General features: G+C 62.1%; 22 protein-coding genes. 15 read left to right on the top strand and 7 right to left on the bottom strand.

All coding sequences use genetic code 11. From position 1 onward, the window contains the following. The first annotated feature begins 17 nt into the window (after positions 1–17). Positions 18–1,370 carry a globin-coupled sensor protein gene (locus BLV09_RS04045; RefSeq protein WP_146686394.1) on the top strand — a complete coding sequence of 451 codons (1,353 nt, stop codon included), beginning with the start codon at positions 18–20 and terminating at the stop codon, positions 1,368–1,370. A gap of 81 nt (positions 1,371–1,451) precedes the next feature. Here the strand turns inward: BLV09_RS04045 and BLV09_RS04040 are convergent, their stop codons facing one another. Then, the gene (locus BLV09_RS04040; protein ID WP_146686393.1) at positions 1,452–2,825 is read right to left on the bottom strand and encodes a PleD family two-component system response regulator; all 1,374 of its coding nucleotides are present in this window, start codon (positions 2,823–2,825) and stop codon (positions 1,452–1,454) included. 10 nt (positions 2,826–2,835) lie between these two features. Beyond that, on the bottom strand, positions 2,836–3,201 hold the full coding sequence (locus BLV09_RS04035) for a response regulator (protein ID WP_100382293.1): 366 nt from the start codon (positions 3,199–3,201) through the stop codon (positions 2,836–2,838). A gap of 224 nt (positions 3,202–3,425) precedes the next feature. Here BLV09_RS04035 and BLV09_RS04030 point away from each other — a divergent pair, with 224 nt between their 5' ends. Together BLV09_RS04030 and BLV09_RS04025 are read left to right on the top strand one after the other, a co-directional pair. After that, complete coding sequence (locus BLV09_RS04030; RefSeq protein WP_100382294.1) at positions 3,426–3,725, top strand: DUF3572 domain-containing protein; 300 nt, start codon at positions 3,426–3,428, stop codon at positions 3,723–3,725. A 148-nt stretch (positions 3,726–3,873) separates the two neighbouring features. Further along, positions 3,874–5,169 carry a DNA polymerase IV gene (locus tag BLV09_RS04025; protein WP_146686392.1) on the top strand — a complete coding sequence of 432 codons (1,296 nt, stop codon included), beginning with the start codon at positions 3,874–3,876 and terminating at the stop codon, positions 5,167–5,169. A gap of 118 nt (positions 5,170–5,287) precedes the next feature. Here BLV09_RS04025 and BLV09_RS04015 read toward each other — a convergent pair whose 3' ends face one another. After that, entirely contained in the window at positions 5,288–6,163 is an 876-nt protein-coding gene (locus tag BLV09_RS04015; protein ID WP_146686390.1) for a cell envelope integrity EipB family protein, read from the bottom strand. 341 nt (positions 6,164–6,504) lie between these two features. Here BLV09_RS04015 and BLV09_RS04010 point away from each other — a divergent pair, with 341 nt between their 5' ends. The 4 genes from BLV09_RS04010 (at position 6,505) to BLV09_RS03995 (ending at position 9,563) form a co-directional block, all read left to right on the top strand. After that, positions 6,505–6,972, top strand: coding sequence for a RidA family protein (locus BLV09_RS04010; RefSeq protein WP_100382297.1), 468 nt, complete (start codon positions 6,505–6,507; stop codon positions 6,970–6,972). A 13-nt stretch (positions 6,973–6,985) separates the two neighbouring features. After that, positions 6,986–7,738: a glycerophosphodiester phosphodiesterase gene (locus tag BLV09_RS04005; protein ID WP_146686389.1), complete on the top strand. Its 753-nt coding sequence runs from the start codon at positions 6,986–6,988 to the stop codon at positions 7,736–7,738. 104 nt (positions 7,739–7,842) lie between these two features. Further along, complete coding sequence (locus BLV09_RS04000; RefSeq protein WP_146686388.1) at positions 7,843–9,090, top strand: GNAT family N-acetyltransferase; 1,248 nt, start codon at positions 7,843–7,845, stop codon at positions 9,088–9,090. A gap of 50 nt (positions 9,091–9,140) precedes the next feature. Next, positions 9,141–9,563: an HIT family protein gene (locus BLV09_RS03995; RefSeq protein ID WP_100382300.1), complete on the top strand. Its 423-nt coding sequence runs from the start codon at positions 9,141–9,143 to the stop codon at positions 9,561–9,563. Positions 9,564–9,692: 129 nt separating this feature from the next. On the opposite strand, the gene tsaA is transcribed toward BLV09_RS03995, so the two are convergent. Continuing rightward, positions 9,693–10,184 (bottom strand): tRNA (N6-threonylcarbamoyladenosine(37)-N6)-methyltransferase TrmO, encoded by a 492-nt coding sequence (tsaA, locus tag BLV09_RS03990; RefSeq protein ID WP_146686387.1) that lies wholly within the window; start codon positions 10,182–10,184, stop codon positions 9,693–9,695. A gap of 71 nt (positions 10,185–10,255) precedes the next feature. Next, positions 10,256–10,918: a TetR/AcrR family transcriptional regulator gene (locus tag BLV09_RS03985; protein WP_197685021.1), complete on the bottom strand. Its 663-nt coding sequence runs from the start codon at positions 10,916–10,918 to the stop codon at positions 10,256–10,258. Between the two features lie 174 nt (positions 10,919–11,092). Between BLV09_RS03985 and BLV09_RS03980 the strand changes: the two genes are divergently transcribed. The 3 genes from BLV09_RS03980 to BLV09_RS38565 are packed head-to-tail and all read left to right on the top strand — an operon-like array spanning position 11,093 to position 12,831. Beyond that, positions 11,093–11,665: a hydrolase gene (locus tag BLV09_RS03980; RefSeq protein WP_146686386.1), complete on the top strand. Its 573-nt coding sequence runs from the start codon at positions 11,093–11,095 to the stop codon at positions 11,663–11,665. A 6-nt stretch (positions 11,666–11,671) separates the two neighbouring features. Further along, positions 11,672–12,010 carry an AbrB family transcriptional regulator gene (locus BLV09_RS38570; RefSeq protein ID WP_349536716.1) on the top strand — a complete coding sequence of 113 codons (339 nt, stop codon included), beginning with the start codon at positions 11,672–11,674 and terminating at the stop codon, positions 12,008–12,010. 17 nt (positions 12,011–12,027) lie between these two features. Then, positions 12,028–12,831 carry an AbrB family transcriptional regulator gene (locus BLV09_RS38565; RefSeq protein WP_349536715.1) on the top strand — a complete coding sequence of 268 codons (804 nt, stop codon included), beginning with the start codon at positions 12,028–12,030 and terminating at the stop codon, positions 12,829–12,831. 6 nt (positions 12,832–12,837) lie between these two features. On the opposite strand, the gene BLV09_RS03970 is transcribed toward BLV09_RS38565, so the two are convergent. Beyond that, positions 12,838–13,845 carry a transglycosylase SLT domain-containing protein gene (locus BLV09_RS03970; protein ID WP_433994379.1) on the bottom strand — a complete coding sequence of 336 codons (1,008 nt, stop codon included), beginning with the start codon at positions 13,843–13,845 and terminating at the stop codon, positions 12,838–12,840. Between the two features lie 81 nt (positions 13,846–13,926). On the opposite strand from BLV09_RS03970, the gene BLV09_RS03965 reads away from it, so the two are divergent. The 5 genes from BLV09_RS03965 (at position 13,927) to BLV09_RS03945 (ending at position 18,992) form a co-directional block, all read left to right on the top strand. Then, the gene (locus BLV09_RS03965; protein WP_146686385.1) at positions 13,927–14,862 is read left to right on the top strand and encodes a glycine/sarcosine/betaine reductase selenoprotein B family protein; all 936 of its coding nucleotides are present in this window, start codon (positions 13,927–13,929) and stop codon (positions 14,860–14,862) included. A 147-nt stretch (positions 14,863–15,009) separates the two neighbouring features. Further along, positions 15,010–15,366 (top strand): PilZ domain-containing protein, encoded by a 357-nt coding sequence (locus BLV09_RS03960; protein ID WP_146686384.1) that lies wholly within the window; start codon positions 15,010–15,012, stop codon positions 15,364–15,366. A gap of 117 nt (positions 15,367–15,483) precedes the next feature. Next, entirely contained in the window at positions 15,484–16,905 is a 1,422-nt protein-coding gene (locus BLV09_RS03955) for an MFS transporter (protein ID WP_146686383.1), read from the top strand. 164 nt (positions 16,906–17,069) lie between these two features. Next, positions 17,070–17,786, top strand: a complete 717-nt coding sequence (locus BLV09_RS03950; protein ID WP_167558614.1) for an SGNH/GDSL hydrolase family protein — start codon at positions 17,070–17,072, stop codon at positions 17,784–17,786. A 102-nt stretch (positions 17,787–17,888) separates the two neighbouring features. Continuing rightward, positions 17,889–18,992, top strand: a complete 1,104-nt coding sequence (locus BLV09_RS03945; RefSeq protein WP_244548960.1) for an acyltransferase family protein — start codon at positions 17,889–17,891, stop codon at positions 18,990–18,992. A 138-nt stretch (positions 18,993–19,130) separates the two neighbouring features. Here BLV09_RS03945 and clpA read toward each other — a convergent pair whose 3' ends face one another. After that, entirely contained in the window at positions 19,131–21,551 is a 2,421-nt protein-coding gene (clpA, locus tag BLV09_RS03940) for an ATP-dependent Clp protease ATP-binding subunit ClpA (RefSeq protein WP_146686380.1), read from the bottom strand. Between the last annotated feature and the right edge of the window lie 73 nt (positions 21,552–21,624).

Raw genomic sequence — 21,624 nt, 5'->3', positions numbered from 1 at the left:
CGAACAGTGGAAAACCGATGAACGACGAACAATCCATCCGATCTCGCCTCGACTTCATCGGTATCGATAACGCCACACGAGAAGCGCTGCACGAACTGCAGCCATTGATAGCCAGTGCCTTGCCAGGAATTCTCGACCGGTTTTACGCGTCGATCCTGAAGTATCCACGGATCGCCGGATTGTTTCCCAACGAGGCGACGGTTCGCCACGCCAAGCAAGCCCAGATCAACCACTGGACCTCGATTGCGACCGGCAGGTTTGACGAGGCCTATGTCCAATCGGTGACGCGGATTGGCCGGGCGCACAATCGGCTGGGTCTCGAACCGCGCTGGTACATCGCCGGTTATTCCATGATCCTGACCGAAATGCTGCGGGCGATCGAAATGGAAACTGGACAAGGCTGGTTCGCAGGCAATGCTTCGCGGGAGAAGAAAGCCGCGCTGCAAGGCGCGATCACCCGTGCGGCGATGCTCGACATGGATCTCGCGATCTCGGTTTATCTCGAAGCCGCCAAGCAGGAACAGCAAACGGCGGTACGGCGGATCGCCGACGATTTCGAGTCCGCCGTCGGCCAAATCATCAACACGGTTTCTGCCGCTTCGACCGAACTGGAGGCATCCGCGGGCACCCTGACGAAAACCGCGGAGATGACCGAGTCGCTCTCGGCGGCCGTTGCCACCGCCTCCGATCAGGTCTCCACCAATGTTCAGTCTGTCGCATCCGCGACCGAACAAATGGCTTCGTCGGTCAACGAAATCGGCCGTCAGGTCGGCAAATCAACCGCGATCGCCGAAGAAGCGGTGCGTCAGGCGGAACAAACCGATGCCGACATCAGCGAGTTGTCCCGCACGGCCGACCGCATTGGCGATGTCTTGAAGCTCATCACGTCTATTGCCGAGCAGACCAACCTTCTGGCGTTGAACGCCACCATCGAGGCCGCGCGCGCAGGCGAAGCCGGGCGCGGCTTCGCCGTGGTTGCCTCAGAGGTCAAGGCGCTCGCCTCGCAGACTGCCAGGGCCACCGACGATATCGGCCAGCAGATCGCGGGCATCCAAACGGCAACGCAGGCTTCAGTTGCGGCGATCAAGCGGATCGGCGGCACGATCCGGCAGATCTCCGATATCGCCGTCAGCGTCGCCGCAGCGGTCGAACAACAGGGCGTCGCCACCCGGGAAATCTCACGCAACGTCCAGGAGGTCGCGGGTGGAACCGGCAAGGTCGCCGCTAATATCAGCGAGGTCAACCATGGGGCTCGCGAGACCGGCTCTGCCTCGTCGCAGGTCCTCGCGTCGGCACAATCGCTCTCTCAGGAAAGCAACCGCCTCAAGCTCGAAGTCGACAGATTTCTCAATACCGTTCGCGCGGCCTGACCGGCGAGGACGATTGTCGCAGCGCGTGCTTCGCGAGCGGTCAGGCGTTCGCTCGCGCGACCGCTCCGACAGGCTGCCAGTTCAGGCCGCGGCCGCGACCACCCGGTTGCGGCCGTCGTTTTTGGCGCGGTAGAGCGCGATATCCGCGCGCTTGAGCACATCGGCGACGGCCTCGCCTTTGACTTCGAGTGTCGACAGCCCGATCGAGATCGTGACGTCGATGCGCTTGGTGCCCTTGTTGACCGCGAAAGGCTCGCCCGCGATCGAACGCCGCAGCCGTTCCGCCACCATGCCCGCGACGTGCAGGTCGGTCTCCGGCATCACGATCACGAACTCCTCGCCGCCGTAGCGGCAGGCGAGATCGATGCCACGGATCGATTTGCGGATCCGGACAGCGAATTCGCGCAACACGTCGTCGCCGGCATCGTGGCCGTAATTGTCGTTGATCGATTTGAAATAATCGATGTCGAGCATCATCAGCGCCAGCGGTTTGCCGCGGCTTGAGGCCTGTTCGGCCAGCGTTCCCAGATGGCTCTCCATGTAGCGGCGATTATGCAGGCCGGTCAGCGCATCGGTGATCGCCATCTCGATCGAGTTCTGTACGTTGTCGCGCAGATGATCGGTATAGCGCCGTTTGCGGATCTGGGTGCGCGCGCGCGCCAGCAACTCGTTTTTGTCGACGGGCCGCAGCAGATAATCGTTGACGCCGATCTCGAGGCCACGGAGCAGCCGCGTATTGTTGTCGGCATCCGCGATCGCGAGGATCGGCACCTGGCGGGTCCGTTCCAGCGAGCGCGCCTGGCTGCACAGCCGCAAGCCGTCGAAATTCTCCAGGCCAAGCGAGACGATCAGCAGATCGTAATTGCCTTCGGCGGCATGAAACAGCGCTTCCGCAGGATTGGTTTCGACGTCGACGGTATGCTCCGTGCTCAGCACCGGCGCCAGCCGCTCATAGGACGACGCTCGGTCGTCGACCAGCAGGATACGGCCGCCCTTCCCGGTGTCGGCCACAGCGCTACGCTCCGGGGCCTGGACGCCGATCTCGAGCGAGGTGATGGCGCGCATGCGCAGCTCATCGGTCATCATCTTCAGCCGGGTCAGCGAACGCACCCGCGCGATCAGCACGATGTCGGACACCGGCTTGGTCAGGAAATCGTCGGCGCCGGCCTCGAGGCCGCGGACGCGATCGGCCGGACTGTCGAGCGCCGTGATCATGACAACCGGAATGAAATGCGTGGCCGGATTCGACTTCAGCCGGCGGCAGACCTCGAAGCCGTCGATGTCGGGCATCATGACGTCGAGCAGGATCATGTCGCAGTCGGCGCGCGCGCAGAGCTCAAGCGCCTCGGTGCCGTTGCTCGCGGTCAGGACGTCGAAATATTCGGCCGACAGGCGGGCTTCCAGCAGCTTGACGTTGGCGGGCACGTCGTCGACAACCAGGATACGCGCAGACATCGCAATTCCCCTAACCTACAAAGCGTCGAACGGTCTCAATAAATTTGCCTACGGAAATCGGTTTGGACAAATAAGCCTCACAGCCGCCTTCGCGGATACGCTCTTCATCGCCCTTCATCGCGAACGCCGTGACCGCGACCACCGGAATCGCGCGCAGCTCCGGATCGTCCTTGATCCATTTTGTCACTTCGAGGCCGGACACCTGTGGCAACTGAATATCCATGAGAACGAGATCCGGACGCAGCTTGCGGACCAGATCAAGCGCCTCGAAACCGTTGCTGGTCCCGGACGTCTGATAGCCATGCGCTTCCAGGAGATCGCGAAAGAGCTTCATATTGAGCTCGTTGTCCTCCACGATCAGGACGGTTTTGGCCATCCGTCCCTCCAATCCCGTTGTTCGGCCCGCATGCGGCGCATCAACCATCGCACCAAGCGTGTTAAAAAGTGAATTCAAACTAGCGCCAGATTCGCTCTAACCCGTTAAGCTGCGGCGGTATCTTTCGGTGCGGCGGTTTGCACTTGCTTGAACATTTTTCGCAGACTCGGGCATGATGGTTTTAAAAATAGAGACCAGAAGTTACAGAAAGGCAAACAGGACAATTGAAGAAACCTGTTCACAACCCTCGCGAAGTAGCTGAAATCGTTGCCGTTCAGGCGCTTTCCTTCATCGCCGGAGAGCCCGAGCGCTTGGGCTTGTTCCTGGCTGAAAGCGGGATTGGGCCCGAAACGTTGCGTACGGCCGCCAAGGATCCACAATTTCTCGCGCATGTGCTCGATTTCATCATGCGCGATGACGCCACCGTGAAGGCGTTCGCCGCCGCCTCGCAGCTTCATCCCACCAACATTGCCGCCGCCCATCAGGCGCTGAACGATCCGCACTGGGAGCGCGATGTGCCGTGAGCGACGGCGCACCCGTGCGGCGAATTTGAAGTTCCTATCAGACTCGCGGTAACCTCTTCATAGGAACTTCAAATTCGAACCCGCACTGGAAAACGACAATTTGCTGGTGCTCCTTTGATTCCGAAGTTCGCATAAGGGGTCGCGGCATATGCATGCGAACTTCGGAATCGGAGTACCAGGGCCCACCTGCTTCTGCCGGGATTGCCTCGTCGATCTCGATGGAGCGACCCGGCGGTGCAGCGAATGCGGCTCGCCTCGCCTGGTTCGTCATCGCGCGCTGGCCTCGCTGATGCTGGCGCATATCGACTGCGACGCATTCTACGCAACCGTGGAAAAGCGCGATAATCCTGAATTGGCCGACAAGCCCGTCATCATCGGCGGCGGCAAGCGCGGCGTGGTCTCGGCGGCTTGTTACATTTCGCGGACCTACGGCGTGCGCTCCGCCATGCCGATGTTCAAGGCGCTCGCGCTCTGCCCGTCCGCCGCTGTGATCCGGCCCGATATGGCAAAGTATGTCAGGGTCGGCCGCGAGGTGCGTCATGCGATGCAGGCACTGACCCCGCTGGTCGAGCCGCTCTCGATCGACGAGGCGTTTCTGGATCTTTCCGGCACCCAGCGCGTCCACGGCATGATCCCGGCAAAAGTGCTGGCGCGCTTTGCCCGCGAGGTCGAGGCCGGTATCGGGATTACGGTTTCCGTCGGCCTGTCCTGCAACAAGTTTCTGGCCAAGATCGCCTCCGACCTCGACAAGCCCAGAGGTTTTGCGGCGCTCGACCAGGAGGAAGCGAAGGCGATGCTGGCCGACAAGCCGGTCGGATTCATTTTCGGCGTCGGACCGGCGACCCAGGAGCGGCTGTCGCAGCGCGGCTTCAACACCATCGCCGATCTGCAGCGCGCCGACGAAGTCGAATTGATGAAACAATTCGCAACCGACGGTCGCAGGCTGTGGCGGCTGGCGCGCGGCATCGACGACCGCCGCGTGGTGCCCGACCGCGGCGCCAAGACGATTTCCAGCGAGACCACGTTCGAAACCGACATCCGCGATTTTGCGACGCTTGAGAAAACCCTGTGGCGGCTGTCGGAAAAAGTCTCCTCGCGGCTCAAGAACAGCAATCTCGCAGGCTGCACCATCACGCTGAAACTGAAGACCGCCGATTTCCGGCAGCGCACCCGCTCGCAATCGATCCACGGCCCGACCCAGCTCGCCGCCAAAATCTTCGCGATCTCCAGGGAAATGCTGGCAAAGGAAATCGACGGCACCGCATTCCGGCTGATGGGCACAGGCGTCAGCGCGCTGCGGGAGGGATCGCAGGCCGACGACACCGACATGCTCGACCGCCGCTCCGCCCATGCCGAGCGCGCGATGGACGATCTGCGCAAGAAGTTTGGCAATGCCGCCGTGATCCGGGGGATTGCCTATGACGGGCCGCAGAAGCCGGAATAACCACAATCGTCATTGCCGGGCTTGACCCGGCAATCCATCTGTTTCGCGAAAATCATGGAAGATTGATGGATGCGCGGGTCAAGCTCGCGCATGACGGTCCGAGCACGCGGCCCGCGCCTCACTTACACGGCTTGGAGTCCTTGACGTCGAATTTTCCCATCGCGCCGGAAATCACGAAATCATTGTAGTCGAGCACCAGCGCCCGCGAGACGCCGTTCTCATACAGTTCGAACGACATCGAATAGACCGGCGTCTGCTCGCCGTCCGCCGGCTTGGCTTCGCGGTCGAAATAGCTGACCGTGACCGGCCACCGCGTCAGCGACTTCATCGTGTCATTCGCTGTCGACGGATCGGGGTCGGCAGGGGCGCGGTCGCCGGGAATTGGCTGTCCGATCACGGACATCGTATTGTAGACTTTCTCGCCATTGTCGGAGCCGTCATAGACCGTAAGCTCGAGCACGGATTTTCCGGCGCGCGCGGCCTCGATGATGCGCTCGATCTGCTGGGTCGGAAACACCGTATTGCCGTCGAGCGTAAAGGTCTTCTCCTCGGGCAATTTCAATTTGACCGTGACGTGATCGCCGGTTCGCTCGGCGACGCCATCAACCGGACTGGAATCGGTTTCGTTCATCCGCGCATCGATCTTGAAGCGATAGGTCTTGCCCGCACCGTCCTCCCAGGAGGTCGAGCGCAGGTCGCTCAACGTCACCTTGTCCTCGCCGCTTTCCATCTCCGAGACTTGCCTGAACTCCGAGGTGTAGCCCTCGCAGGCGCTGCCGGAGAAATTATAGAGAATGCGGCCGCGCGCGCTGTTGATCGAACCGGAGCCGCGGGATTTCACCAGGCTGAGGTCGTAGAGCGCCTGATGCGCAAGAAAAGGCGTGCCTGCGGCGGCATTGGCCGCGCCGGTCGCAAAACCCGATCCAAGCCCGATAGCAACAAGGGTCAGCGCCAGGGATCTGGCGCGACGAGGCGAAGTAAGCGAGCGGGTCATGTCGTGTTCTCGGTCAGGATTTCGTCACATTAGGGACTGCGCCATTGCGCCGCAACTAGGGCAAGAGGGACAAATATCTGTCAGGGCGCAATGTTTTCCAGCCGGCCCCGCGCGCGGTGCCGCAGAAAACGGCAGCAAGCATCAAACCCGCAAGCGCTTTTCGGTTCTGGTTAAACCAGTCCCTGAGCTCCCGTCTTTGTTTTGACGCGTTTTCTCCATGCGAACAGGTCCCACTTCGCTCGAAACGCGGGCCGGCTTGCATGTGATGGCGCAATGCGCGAAACAAAGCGCACTCCCGATCGCATGGATCGGGTGCAGATCACATCAAACGAGGACGGAACATGGCGGGTACGATCGAGCAGAAATTGGCGGCACAGGGCATTGTCTTGCATCAGCCCGCAAGCCCGGTGGCCAATTATGTCGGCTTTGTGCGCACCGGAAATCTGCTGATCGTGTCCGGCCAGGTCTGCGTCGACGCGGAAGGCAAGCTGATCGCCAAGGGCAAGCTCGGCGCCGGCGTCACCGTCGAGCAAGGCAATGCGGCGGCGCGCGGCTGCGCGATCAACCTGCTGGCACAGATCAAGGCAGCGCTTGGCGACCTCGACAAGGTGGTTCGCGTGGTCCGGTTGGGCGGTTTCGTCAATTCCGCGCCGGATTTTCTCGACGGGCCGAAGGTATTGAACGGCGCTTCCGACCTGATGGTCGCGGTGTTCGGCGACAAGGGCCGCCATGCCCGCACCACCGTCGGCGTGTCCTCGCTTCCCGGGGACGCGGCGGTAGAGGTCGAAGGTATCTTCGAGGTTTCCTGAAGGAAGCGATCCGGTGCGCGCACCTGACTGGCTGACGGCGCGCCCGGTCGCCCATCGCGGCCTGCATGATGCCGCGCGCGGCATCATCGAAAATATGCCGGGCGCGGTTCAGGCCGCCATATCAGGTAATTTTTCGATCGAGGTCGATATCCAGCGCACCGCCGATGGCGAAGCCATGGTGCATCATGACGATGCCCTCGGCCGCCTCACCGAAGGCTCAGGCGCGCTGCGCGACAAGACCGCGGCCGAACTCAAGGCGGCCACGTTCAAGAACACGTCCGAGCGAATGATGTCGCTCGGCGATCTCTGCGCGCTGATCGCAGGTCGCGTCCCCCTCGTGATCGAAGTGAAGAGCCATTTCGACGGCGACCGCAAACTGGTGAAGCGGATGGCCGAGGTGCTTGCCTCCTATTCCGGGCCGGTGACCGGAATGTCGTTCGACCCGGATCAGGTGCTGGCGCTCCGCGAACTGATGCCGAAGCTGCCGCGTGGCATCGTGGCCGAACGCCACTATACCGAGGGCGATTGGCCGGAGGCTTCGCCCGCCCAGCGCCGAGAGATGACGCATCTGCGGCACGCCTTTCGCACGCAGCCGCATTTCGTAGCTTACTGGGTCAACGAATTGCCGGCGCCCGCGCCCTGGATTACGCGCAACATTGTCGGACTGCCGCTGCTGGCCTGGACCGTGCGCACGCCCGAGCAGCGCCAACGCGCCGCCCGCTACGCCGATCAGATGATTTTCGAGGGTTTTACGCCGGGAACCTGATACGGATTGCGCACTTGAACTCTCGCGCGTGATGCACGATCTTTGCGGTGTTGGTCACCACGAGCGATGGCCGATCGTGACGAAAGACCGGTCCTAAATCGTCGATGGCGTCATCCGAAATATCCCTTGAAGCAGTGCCTTCCGTCAGCGACATCCCGGCTGAGGACTGGAACGCGTGCGCCAATCCGAGGCCCAATCCGGACAGCCTCGAAGGCCTGGATACGTTGGCCTCGCCCAACGCCGCGGGCAACTCCTGCGCCGATCCAAGAGTGGGCTATAACCCCTTTGTTTCGCATGCATTTTTCTCGGCAATCGAGGCCTCAGGTTCCGCCACCGCGCGGACCGGCTGGGGACCGCGGCATCTGCTCGCGAAAATCGACGGCAAAATTGCCGGCATCGTCCCCTGCTATCTGAAATCGCACTCGCAGGGCGAATACGTGTTCGATCGCGGCTGGGCTGATGCCTATGAGCGCGCCGGCGGCCGCTATTATCCCAAATTACAGGCGTCGGTTCCCTTCACACCGGCTACCGGCCCGCGGCTGTTGATCCGCGACGGCGTCGACATGGACCTCGTCGGCACCGCGCTCGCCAGCGGACTGGTGGCGCTGTGCGGCGCCACCAAAGCCTCATCGGTTCATGTGACCTTTGCGCGCGAGGCCGAACAAAAATTCCTGGCCGAGCACGAATTCCTGCAACGCACCGATCAGCAGTTTCACTGGCACAATGAAGGCTACGGCAGTTTCGAGGATTTCCTCGCCACCCTCAATTCACGCCACCGCAAGGCGATCAAGCGCGAACGGCGCGAGGCGCTCGCCGCCGGAGTCACGATTCACTGGCTGACCGGCAGCGACATCACCGAAGAGGCATGGGATGCCTTCTTCGAATTCTACATGGAGACCGGATCGCGAAAATGGGGCCGGCCCTATCTCACCCGCTCGTTCTTCTCGCTGATCGGCGAGAGCATGGCCAAGGATGTGCTGCTGGTGATGGCGAAGCGCGATGGCCGCTGGATCGCCGGTGCCATCAACTTCATCGGGTCGCATACGCTGTTCGGCCGCAACTGGGGAGCGGTCGAACATCATCCGTTCCTGCATTTCGAAGTCTGCTATTATCAGGCGATCGATTTTGCGATCCGGCATCGCCTGAAGACCGTCGAAGCCGGTGCGCAGGGCGAGCACAAGATCGCGCGCGGATATTTGCCGCAAACGACCTATTCCGCGCATTATATTGCCGACCCCGGCCTGCGCCACGCCATCGCGGATTATCTCAAGCGCGAACGCGCTTATGTGATGGAAGCGGGGCGCGAGCTCACAGAAGCCGGGCCATTCCGCAAGCCCGCCGATGATGCTTGACCGCGCATAGGCCGGCTGCGAGAAATTCGAGATATCATTCAGGAGCCGACATGCCCGCCTATGACAGCAACAACGTCTTCGCAAAGATCCTGCGCGGCGAGTTCCCCTGTTACAAGGTGTATGAGGATGACCACGTGTTGGCCTTTCTCGACATCATGCCGCGCGCGCCCGGCCATACGCTGGTGATTCCGAAGGCCCCTGCCCGCAATATCCTCGATATTTCCGCCGATGATTTCGCCCATGTTGCGCGCGGCACCCACAAGATCGCTCGCGCCGCCATGACAGCGTTCAAGGCCGACGGCATCACCATCCAGCAATTCAGCGAGCCAGCCTCCGGACAGGTGGTGTATCACCTGCACATGCATGTGATGCCGCGCTACGACGGTGTCGCGCTATTGCCGCCGGCGAGCCGCAAGGAAGATGGCAAGGTGCTGGAAGACAACGCCGCCAAGCTGATCGCGGCGCTAAAATAACTCCCTCCCCCTGCAAGGGGGAGGATTGGGGTGGGGTCCGCCGCAAGCTCCGTAAGGGAAGATGACCTCCTCACCCGGATCACCAAAGGTGATCCGACCTCTCCCTTTCCAGGGACAGGTAAAGGAAGATCACTCCGTCTCGAAATCCCCGGCCTGCGGCGGCGCCAGCGGCGTGAACTCGCAACGGTCGGGCTTGAGATCGAGTAGCGGCGTCTCGTCGAGGCAATCGAGGCCACGCACCAGAACCACGTTGCCCTCGATCCCGACCAGCTTGACGATCGAGGTGCCGATCGGATTAGGCCGCACCGGCGAGCGCAACGAAAACGTACCGCGGGTCGACTTGTTGTTCTTCGGGCTTTGCAGCACGAGGTCGCGGCGCGACTGATGCAGCCAGTAGATCACTTCCAGATTCGAATAGAAATCGACGCCCTTGATCGCCGGCACCCAGGGCTCGAAAATCTCCAGCCGGCAGACCGGGCCGTCATGGCGCCCCTGCCGGGGCGTCATCAGCCGCGAGGTCCAGGGGGTGCGGATGCGACCGATAAAGACGAGACCGGCATCCCGCGCCGCCGGCATATCGACGGCGATTTCACCTTCGCGGACTTCACTCTCTCGAACCATGCTTCAATCCAATCCATGCGGCCCATGAGTCTAGCCGAATATCACACCGCCGCAATGCGGCACGGTTGTATCTAGCGCTTAAACCCGGCGAGCTTGCTGGCGAGATAAAGCCGGTTCATCAGGCTCAGTTCGTCCGCACTTCCCGGACTCGTGGGCGCCGATTTGTCGACCGTCATGGCGACCATCGTCTTCATATTGTTGAGCAGGACAACCGCCATGTCCCGCGCCGTCTTCCGCGGCAATCCGGGCGCCCTGAGCAACAGCGTGTTGGCAACACGCTTCAGGGCCTGCTCGCGAAACTCAAGACGCTTGGCCGACCAATGCGACCGCGCCTCCAACAGCGCGGTCAAGGCGCCGCTTTCGTGATGGATTCTCACAAGGAAGTTCACGAAGAGATCGGCCAGTTCATCCACCGTGAGCGCGGACAGGCGGGCGTCGATCTCATCGCAGGCGGTGTCGATCAGATCCGCGTAACGCTGCATCAGCGCATCGGCCAGAACTTCCTTGCTCGGAAAGAACCGGTAGAGCGAACCGACCTTCGCCCCCGCCCGCTCCGCGATCTCCGCCATCGTAGCGGCATCGAATCCGCGCTCGCGAATGACGTCCGCCGCGGCAATCATCAAATTGGCGACGCGCTTCCGCCCGACGCTGCGCTGGGGCGAAAGTGCAGGACGGTCGCGATTGGGCCTTGAAGCCGCCGTGGCTGGCCGCCGCTTTGCAGGACGTGAGGACATGCCGGGAGCCTAGCAGCAGTCACCGATGACGGCCAATTCTTATTTGAGGTTGCACTCAAGCAGCTTCCATGTTTGAGTATATCCTCAAATTCATCACGGCGGCCTGAACGGCCGGCAAAGCCCGCGACCGGACAATCGTCGCGGCTGTCCTCACCTCACCCAGGAATCATCGCAATGCCCGAATTCTCCCCCGCGACCACGGCCCTCGTCCTGATCGATCTTCAGCAGGGTATCGTCCCGATGCCGGCGCTTGCGCCGCGATCCGGCGCTGACGCCGCGGCGGCGGGCATCAAGCTCGCGCAGCGTTTCCGCGCCGCCGGCGCGCCCGTCGTGCTGGTCAACGTCGCGTTCGCAGCGGATTACGGCGATGCATTAAAACCGCCGGTCGACAGGCCGATGGCGCATCCGGAAGGCGGTTTTCCCGCCAACTTCAGCGACCTCGTCGAGGGCCTTTATCGTCCCGGCGACATCCTCGTGACCAAGCATCAATGGGGCGCATTTTACGGCACCGATCTCGACGTGCAGCTCCGCCGTCGCGGCATCCGGACCATCGTGCTCGGCGGGATCGCAACCAATATCGGCGTCGAATCGACGGCGCGCCAGGCACACGAACACGCCTACGAGGTAGTGATCGCGGAAGACACGACAACCAGCTTCTCCAGCGAGATGCATGCGTTCGCGATCAATGCCATCTTTCCGATGTTGAGCCGCGTGGTGAAGTCCGACGACATCGAGCTGAAGCGCTGAGTGGCAATGCCAGCGCCGCGCGCACTGCCGTTTGCGAATCTTTCGCTTTCCGTTCAGTGGGTCGTCCTCGTCGCCATTTCGGTGGTGACGACGGCCATCCTTGAATGGGTGCGACTGCCGGCCGCCCTGATGCTGGGTCCCATGATGGCGGGCATCCTGACGGCGACCGGCGGCGGCACGGTGCGCATTCCACGACTGCCGATGAATTTTGCGCAGGCAATGATCGGCTGCCTGATTGCCCGTTCGTTTACCTCGGAGATTCTCGTCAGGTTCGGTGAAAGCTGGCCGCTGTTTCTGGTTGTCGTCGTCACCATCATCATCGCCAGTGCCGCCTCGGATGGCTGATCAGCACGCTTCGCATCATGCAGGGCACGACCGCGGTTTGGGGATTATTGCCGGGCGCCGCGCCGGTGATGATCCTGATGGCGGAAGCCTATGGCGCCGATGCGCCGCTGGTCGCCTTCATCCAATATCTGCGCGTGGTGTTCGTGGCCATCACGGCATCGCTGATTGCCCGCTTCTGGGTCCACGTTCCCGCAGATGCGGCACATGTCATGATCTGGTTTCCAGCGGTTGCATGGCCGTCATTGCTGGGAACGCTGCTGATCATCGCCGTCAGCTTCCTCGCTTTACTCGTACCGGGAATCCCCGCGGGCGTCCTGATCGCGGCGATGGCGATCGGCGGCGTGTTGCACATCGGCGGCTACAGCGCCATCGAACTGCCGCCCTGGCTGCTCGCGACAGGCTACGCATTGGTCGGCTGGAATACCGGCCTGCGCTTCAGCCCGAAGCTGTTGAGCGCGGTCATGCGGGCGCTCCCCCAGAGCGTGTTTTCGATCGCAGTCATGATCGCGTTCTGTGGCGGGCTGGCGGCGCTGCTGGTGCGTATCGTCGGCGTGGACCCGTTGACCGCTTACCTTGCGACCAGTCCCGGCGGCGTCGATTCCGTCGCCATCATCGCAGCCTCGACCAAGGTCGACACGTCCTTCGTGATGGCGATGCAGACCGTTCGCTTCGTGCTGATCCTAGTGGCGGGACCCACGCTCTCGCTGTTCGTCGCCCGGCTTGTCGGCAGAGAACATGGCCCGGCGCCGGAGCTGTCGCCGACCTCCGTTCTACAAATCGAACGTCGCGCAGCCGAGGATGATCTCGGCGACCTCGACTGAACGTCATCAGCCCGCGACGTTCGGGTTTCGCAGCACAAAACAGCCGCCGCCGGCGTGGCGGATACGGTTGCAGAGATCGTTCGCGGCAGGGCGCGTGTCGGCGCCGATCCGCACCTGATAGAATGTGCGGGTGCCGCGGCTGCGCAGCATCGAGCTGAGCAGGCTCGGATCCTGGTCGCCGATCACGGCGCTGAGCCGCTTCATCGCACGGGCATACATCGCCAGCGCCTGGTCGCGGTTAAAGCCGGCCGCAAGCTGCACGCCCCATAGCTTGGCCGCACTCAGCTTCACATGCTGTTCGAGCTGGGTGACAAAGGGATTGGGCGCGCGTCGCAACAGCGCCATCAGCTCGCGACAGCCCAGATTCTGCGTTGATGGCCCAAGGTCATCGGGTGTCTTGCCATTCTTGCTGGCCGCGGCCCAGTCGTCGACGGTTGAGCCGGTAATGGCGACGACGTAGTGGCGGGTCTCCTGCGGCATGCCGCCTGATCCGGCGAGCCAATCCTGCACACGTCGCGGTCCGGCATTATAGGCGGCGGCGGCCAGCCCGAGATTGCCGAACTGGTTGCGGAGTTCGTTCAGGAATTCCGCGGATTTCGGCAGCGCCTGCACGGGATCGAAGGGATCGAGCAAACGGCGTTCGCTCGCGGTCCCCGGCATGAATTGCGCGATCCCCTGCGCGCGTTGGCCATTGCGCGTGACCGGTCCCACCGCGTCGGACTGAAAGCGGCTCTCCTGCCAGATCACGCGCGCGAAAAACTCGACCGGCAGATTTTGCGACTTCGCCGCCGATTCGATCATCAGGCACATGGCCTCGCGGGTGCCGACATCGCCGGCGGTTTCGTCAGGCTTTTGCGGCGTGCCATCGGTGGCCAATTCCTCGACGCTGGGCCGCGCCACATTGGTCATCGCGGGCGAGGTGTCTTGCGCGCATGCGCCCGCCACTTGCATGAAAAGCATCGCAACCGCGGCGTAAAGCTCCGCTCGCAGCCCCATGACCGTTCGCAACGCCATGTCTCGACGACCTGCTTGACACACCAAGAGGACTATCTAGCTAATTCGACAATGATGGCGCGCATGTGGGAACACTAAAACATGACCGTACCGCTCGACGACCAGCTCGGCTTCGCGCCCGACAATGACGTGCCGGTTCCCTATATGGCGCGGACCCGGGAATATTATCAGGCCATCGGTTACACCACGCCCTATCGCTGGGCGCATTATGTCGATGCGCCGTTTCAACCGCTGCGCAAGCCGCTCCATCAATCCCGCGTCGCCATCGTCACGACCGCAGCCCCGTTCGATCCCGCCAAAGGCGATCAAGGGCCGGGCGCGAAATACAATGGCGGCGCCAAATTCTACTCGGTCTACGACGGCGACACCTCGAAGACACATGATTTGCGGATCTCGCACGTCGCCTATGACCGTGTGCACACGACGGCCGACGACAGCGGCACCTGGTTTCCACTGCCACAACTGCAACGGCTCGCGCGTGAGGGGCGGATCGGCACGGTTGCACCACGCTTCTTCGGCGCGCCGACCAACCGCAGCCAGCGCGTCACCATCGAAACCGACGCACCCGAAATCCTCGCCCGCTGCCGCGCCGATCAGGTCGATGCCGTCGTGTTGGTGCCGAACTGCCCGGTATGCCACCAGACCGTCAGCCTGGTGGCGCGGCATCTGGAAGCCAACGGCGTTCCCACCGTCGTGATGGGATGCGCCAAGGATATCGTCGAGCACGCCGCGGTGCCGCGGTTTCTGTTCAGCGATTTCCCGCTCGGCAACTCCGCGGGCAAGCCGCATGATCCGGCCTCGCAGGCCTTCACACTGGAGCTCGCGCTGCGGCTCTTGGAAACCGCACCGGGACCGCAAACCACGCTGCAATCGCCGCTGCGCTGGAGCGCGGATGCTTCCTGGAAACGCGACTATAACAACGTCGCCATGCTGAGCGCCGACGAGCTGGCGCGGCGGCGGCGCGAGTTCGACGCGCAAAAGGAAATCGCTCGCGGATTGCGCGAAAGCGCCGCGTAAGGCGCTGCCGCTCGGCTGACACACACCCGAAAACCCGTCATCCACGACCGCGATCGGTTTACGTTAACACAGCATTTTGCCGGCCCTGCCCCTTTCTTGGGCAGCGAAGCGTCGTATGGTCGCCCCGTTTTATTGGGAGATTATCCGATGCAGGACCGACGCCAGAATACGCGCGACAAGGTCATCTATGGCGGCGTTGCCGAGATCGGCGAAGCCGGCACGACCAAGGATTGCGTCGTCCGCAATATCTCGGAAAAAGGCGCCAGCATCGAGTTCAGCGACGGCGTCGGGCTTCCCAAGGAGCAGATGTCGCTGACCATCGCGCGCAAGGGCCGTTCTTTCCTCGCCAAGGTGATCTGGTGGCGCGATAATTTCGTCGGCCTGGCGTTCAACGCGGAAACACCTTCCGAGCCCGTCTCCGACCTGGAGGAACGGCTGCGCAAGAGCGAGGCGAAAAAGCGCCAGTTGCAGCGCCGGATCAATGAACTTCTCGGCGAAGGCTGAAGGCAGCCGAGGTCCCGGCGCCTGCCGGAACCCGCGCACCACTTCGAAGTTGCAAAATACCGGCTAATCTAGCATGCGGTAGCCAGCCGATGCCGGAATCGAAGGCAACTTCACTACATGTCGACCACTATAATCGAGCACGCCGACGGCCTGCCGCAGCCGCAGCGCAATTGGGCCATTGTCACGATTGCGCTCGGCCTTGTCATGGCCGTGATCGATGGCTCGATCGCCAACGTCGCCCTGCCCACGATCGCCAAAGATCTTAACGCGAGCCCGGCGTTCTCGATCTGGATCGTCAACGGCTACCAGCTGGCGATCACGATTTCGCTGTTGCCGCTGGCCTCACTCGGCGAAATCATCGGCTATCGCCGGGTCTATGTGGCGGGGCTGTTGCTGTTCACGCTGGCCTCGCTGTTTTGCGCACTGGCGCACACCCTGCTTCTGCTGACCGTGGCGCGCATTGTGCAAGGATTTGGCGCCGCCGGGATCCTGAGCGTCAACGCGGCGCTGGTCCGCTTCACCTACCCGCGCGCGTCGCTCGGCCGCGGTATCGGCGTCAATGCCCTGGTCGTCGCCATCTCGGCTGCCGTAGGCCCTACCGTGGCCTCGGTCATTCTGGCGGTCGGAACATGGCCGTATCTGTTCGCCATCAACGTCCCGCTCGGTATCGTTACCCTGGCGCTGGGATTGCGCTATCTGCCGCACACACTGCCCGCCGTCCACGCCTTTGACTGGCAAAGCGCAGGCTTAAGCGCCATTGCCTTTGGGCTTGGCATCGCCGCGATCGATAGCACCGGCCATGGCGAGGCGCTGTATCTCAGTCTGATCGAGTTTGTGATCGCCGCCGCCGCAGGCGTTCTGCTGGTGTATCGGCAGACGCATCTGCCCGCGCCGCTATTGCCGGTCGACCTCTTGCGGATTCCGATTTTTGCGCTGTCGATCGGCACCTCGATCGCTTCCTTCTGCGGTCAGATGCTGGCCTTTGTCTCGATGCCTTTTTATCTCGAGACCCATTTCGGATATTCGGCGGTGCAGATCGGCCTTCTGATCACGCCCTGGCCGATCGCTGTCGCGTTCGCGGCCCCCCTCGCCGGCCGGCTGGTCGAACGCTATCCGGCCGGCCTGTTGGGCGGCGTCGGATTGCTGTTGTTCGCGGCGGGGCTCGGCGCATTGGCGCTGATGCCGGCCGACGCCTCTGCTTTCGACGTGGTATGGCGCATGGCGCTGGCCGGCGCCGGCTTCGGCTTGTTCCAGACCCCCAACAACCGCACCATGATCGCCGCAGCTCCGCGCGAGCGCTCCGGCGGCGCGAGCGGAATGCTCGGGACCGCGCGGCTGCTGGGACAGACGATCGGCGCGGCGCTGGTGGCGTTGTTTCTGGCGCGCTATCCGGCGGAAGGCACCCGGATCTCGCTGCTGGTCGGTGTCGGCTTCGCTATGCTTGGGGCTGTGCTCAGTGCGCTGCGGTTATCGCCGACGGGCAGCCGAGGCGCCGAGCGCGTGCGGGTCCATGAGAGCCAGCGCCTCAAGGGCGAATGAGCACCTGGTAGCGCGCCAGGCACGCGACTTCCTGCATGGTTACCCAATCGATAATCGGACGCCGCACGCGGTGTTTGCCTTGCTTTCAGCAAAGCTCTTGGAAAGCATTTTGTGTTGTCCTGAGCTCGGGGTGCGCGATGCGCGCCCAGTTATCCAGAGAGCTCATGACCTTTCTCGAAAAATCCATGTCGGCGCGACAGCTTTCGGGAGTGCGCGTGAACTGGATGTATTTCGGGCTCGTCATCCTTGGGATCAGCGCAGCTTTTCTCATCTGGGCCAGGAAAGCGGATGTCGTCGACGATCACCGGCGCGCCCGTCAACTTGTTCTGTATTACACCCTGAGCAGAACAGAGGATCCCGTGATTGTCCTCGGCGACAGCATCGTCGAGGCTTCGACGTTGCCGAGATCGATATGCGGCCATGCAATCGTCAATGCAGGCCTTAACGGCGCGTCAACCGCAAGCGACCTCGGGAACTGGCTGTCCCAGGCGCTGGACGCCAAACGAGCTGCCTTGATCATCGTATCGCTGGGAACGAACGACGCGCTGGTATCGGCCACCAGCAGCAAGCAGGGTTTTGGCGATCGTTATCGCGCCTTGCTGGCCCAGCTATCAAAACTGACGCCGCAACTCGCCGTATTGGAGATCCCGCCGGTCGAGGCGAAGGGTCGGATGACGGTTGCCATGCAGAACGAGGCCAGCGCGACGATCACCGAATATAATTCCGTCTTGCCCGACGTAACCAGCCAAAGCGGTGCAGCATTCGTCGCGCTGCCGGCGATGCAGAAGCCATCCACGATCGACGGCGTTCACCTGAGTTCTGGTGGCTACCAGGCCTGGGACCGGGCGGTCACGGAGACGGCCGCGAGGATTTGCAGCTAGAGCGAGCCCCTGCGGTCCGATTCGATCAGGCAGGCCCTGGGGGAATTGGTTCAACTGAAGAAGCTAGACTTTGTCGCCAGACTTGCGATGACCGGAAAGCCAGTGTCACCAAAAACGAATAAACTGCTGGGATTGGAGGTGCTGCGTTTCGTGGCGGCATTTGCCGTTCTGATCTGGCACTACCAGCATTTTTCCTACGTTGCGGACACGCCGGTTGATCTCTTCAGGGATCAACTGCCGCTCTATGGTTGGCTTCGACCATTTTACCAAACCGGCGAATACGGCGTCTGGGTATTCTGGTGCATCAGCGGCTTTATCTTCTTCTGGAAATACCGTGACGCCATTTCCGATCGGTCGATGCCCGGACGGACCTTCTTCGTATTCCGCCTGTCACGACTGTACCCGCTGCATTTCGTGACGCTGATCATCGTGGCGGTATTGCAAGCCGCCTACTTCCGCCTGCACGGATATTTCTTCGTTTATCAGGACAACGACGTCAGACATTTCCTGCTGCAGATTTTCATGGCGAGCAGCTGGGGCTTCGAGCACGGCGGCAGCTTCAATGAACCAATATGGTCGATCTCGGTCGAGGTCCTGGTCTATGTCTTGTTTTTTCTGACGTTGCGCTTTGTGACGAAATCGGCGCTCTTCAACGTGTTTGTGATCGTCGTCTGCCTGAATCTGCACGGACAGCTATTTTCCTGTCTCGCATTCTTCTATGCTGGCGGCCTTGCAGCCATCGCCCGCAGGGCCATCGCGCCGGCGACGTCGCGGCTCGCGGTCGAAGGCCTGGCCTGGGCCACGGTGGCGGTTGTTCCAGTTTCGATATGGATGTTCAGCCTGCAAGCCTCGATCGTCGATTGGGTGTTTCTGCTGAGCTACACGCCGGTGCTTCTGTTCTGCCTGTCCCGCGAGATCATCCTGTCGTCATCGACGACCAGGCTGATGGAGGCCGCCGGCAACATGACCTATTCCTGTTACCTTCTGCATTTTCCAATTCAGCTTCTCATCGCGTCAGGGTTTGCGGCATCTCGCGTTCCCATGCCATTCTACGACACATGGTTTTTCGCGATATTCGTCACGTCAACGCTGCTGGCGTCATATCTTACCTACCGCTGTTTCGAAGCACCGGCCCAGGCGTTTATTCGCCACTCTCTGTTGCTGGATCGGGGAACGGCCCCGCGGGTCAGTGTCCCCCAGCCTTGAGTGGCTGCGTAGCGAAAGCGCCGTGATCATTGGCCACGCATCGCCCCTAATGAGGGACCGCTCCCCGGTCGACCAAGCGCCCATCAAAAAGCCGGCGGTCTTGCGACGCGCCGGCTTTCAATTCGCAGTATCGGCCGCTCAGGCCTTCACCAGCGGCCCTCGCGAGGCCGGCCCCTTGGAGCCGCCACCGCCATTGGGGCCACTGGGCTTCGGCTTACGCGGCACCGTGCGCTTGCGCGCGCCGGGCAGCTTCTCCGGCTTCGGCGTGACCGGTCCCTCGACAAACTCGAAGCCGATCTTTTCCTGATCCACGGTGGCCTCGTCCTTGACCAGCACGACGCGAACGTGGCCGCCACCCTTGAGCTTGCCGAACAGCACTTCGTCCGCCAGCGGCTTCTTGATGTGCTCCTGGATCACGCGCGCCATCGGCCGTGCGCCCATCTGCTCGTCATAACCGTGCTGGATCAGCCACGCCTTGGCCGGTTCCGACAGCTCGATCGTGACGTCACGATCGGCGAGTTGCGCCTCGAGCTGCAGCACGAACTTCTCCACCACCATGCCGATCACGTCGGCATTGAGATGCGCGAACGAGACGATGGCGTCGAGGCGGTTGCGGAATTCGGGCGCGAACTGGCGGTTGATCGCTTCGTGATCGTCGCCTTCCCGCTTGTTCCGCGTGAAGCCGAACGCCTGGCGCGCCAGATCCGCGGCACCCGCATTGGTGGTCATGATCAGGATCACGTTGCGGAAGTTGACCTGCTTGCCGTTGTGGTCGGTGAGCCGGCCGTGATCCATGATCTGCAGCAGCACGTTGTAAAGATCCGGATGCGCCTTCTCGATTTCGTCGAGCAGCACCACGCAGTGCGGATGCTGGTCGACGCCGTCGGTCAGCAGGCCGCCCTGGTCGAAGCCGACATAGCCCGGAGGCGCGCCGATCAGGCGCGACACGGTATGCCGTTCCATATATTCCGACATGTCGAAGCGGATCAGTTCGACGCCAAGCGACGCCGCCAGCTGTTTTGCCACTTCGGTCTTGCCGACGCCGGTCGGACCCGAGAACAGGTAGGAGCCGATCGGCTTTTCCGGCTCGCGCAAGCCGGCGCGCGCCAGCTTGATCGATGCCGAGAGCGACTCGATCGCCTTGTCCTGGCCGAACACCACCCGCTTGAGCGTCTGCTCAAGATGCTTGAGCACCTCGGCATCGTCCTTCGACACGCTCTTGGGCGGAATCCGCGCCATGGTCGCGATCGTGGTCTCGATTTCCTTGATGCCGATGGTCTTCTTGCGCTTGTTTTCAGCAACCAGCATCTGCGCCGCGCCGGATTCATCGATCACGTCGATCGCCTTGTCCGGCAGCTTGCGGTCATGGATGTAGCGCGACGACAATTGCACCGCGGCCTCGATGGCCTCGTTGGTATATTTCAGCCGGTGGTAATCCTCGAAATAGGGCTTCAGGCCCTTGAGGATCGCAATGGCGTCTTCCACCGTGGGTTCATTGACGTCGATCTTCTGGAACCGGCGCACCAGCGCACGGTCCTTCTCGAAGTGCTGACGATATTCCTTGTAGGTCGTCGAACCCATGCAGCGGATCGTGCCTGACGCCAGCGCCGGCTTTAACAGGTTCGATGCATCCATGGCGCCGCCGGAAGTCGCACCGGCGCCGATCACGGTATGAATTTCGTCGATGAACAGGATGGCGTTTGGATGGGCCTCAAGCTCCTTGAGAACCTGCTTCAACCGCTCCTCGAAGTCGCCGCGGTAGCGGGTGCCCGCCAGCAGCGTGCCCATGTCGAGCGAGAACACCGTGGCGGCCGCCAGAACTTCCGGCACTTCGCTGTCGACGATGCGCTTGGCCAGCCCTTCCGCGATCGCGGTCTTGCCGACACCGGCTTCGCCGACGAACAGCGGATTGTTCTTCTGCCGGCGGCACAGCACCTGGATCGCACGGTTGATTTCGGAATTGCGCCCGATCACCGGATCGATCTTGCCGTCGCGCGCCTTCTTGTTAAGGTTGACGCAGTAGGTCTCGAGCGCCTCACCCTTCTTCTTGGAATCCTCGTTGCCCTTGGTCTCGGCCTCTTCGTCGACACCGCGCACGGGCCGCGCTTCCGACACACCGGGACGCTTGGCGATGCCATGGCTGATATAGTTCACCGCGTCGTAGCGGGTCATGTCCTGCTCCTGCAGGAAATAAGCCGCATGGCTCTCGCGCTCGGCGAAGATCGCGATCAGCACGTTGGCGCCGGTCACTTCCTCGCGGCCGGATGACTGGACGTGAATCACCGCGCGCTGGATCACGCGCTGGAAACCGGCGGTCGGCTTGGCGTCATCGGCGCCATCCGTCACCAGATTTTCGAACTCGGTTTCGAGATAATTGACGAGGCTGGTGCGCAGCTTGTCGAGATCGACGCTGCAGGCACGCATCACAGCGGCCGCATCGGAGTCATCGATCAGCGACAGCAAAAGATGTTCAAGCGTCGCATATTGATGATGCCGCTCGTTCGCAATCGCCAGCGCGCGATGCAGGGATTGTTCAAGGCTTTGAGAAAAAGTTGGCATTCGCGTCCTCTGTGGCCCCCGATCATCATGATCGTCATTACCCGGTCAGGCAACAACAACCTTTGACATATAG

The sequence above is a fragment of the Bradyrhizobium canariense genome, from assembly GCF_900105125.1.
Taxonomy (GTDB): Bacteria; Pseudomonadota; Alphaproteobacteria; order Rhizobiales; family Xanthobacteraceae; genus Bradyrhizobium; species Bradyrhizobium canariense_A.
The sequence above is the reverse complement of the archived record's forward strand: the minus strand, read 5'-3'. Positions and strand labels throughout refer to the sequence as shown.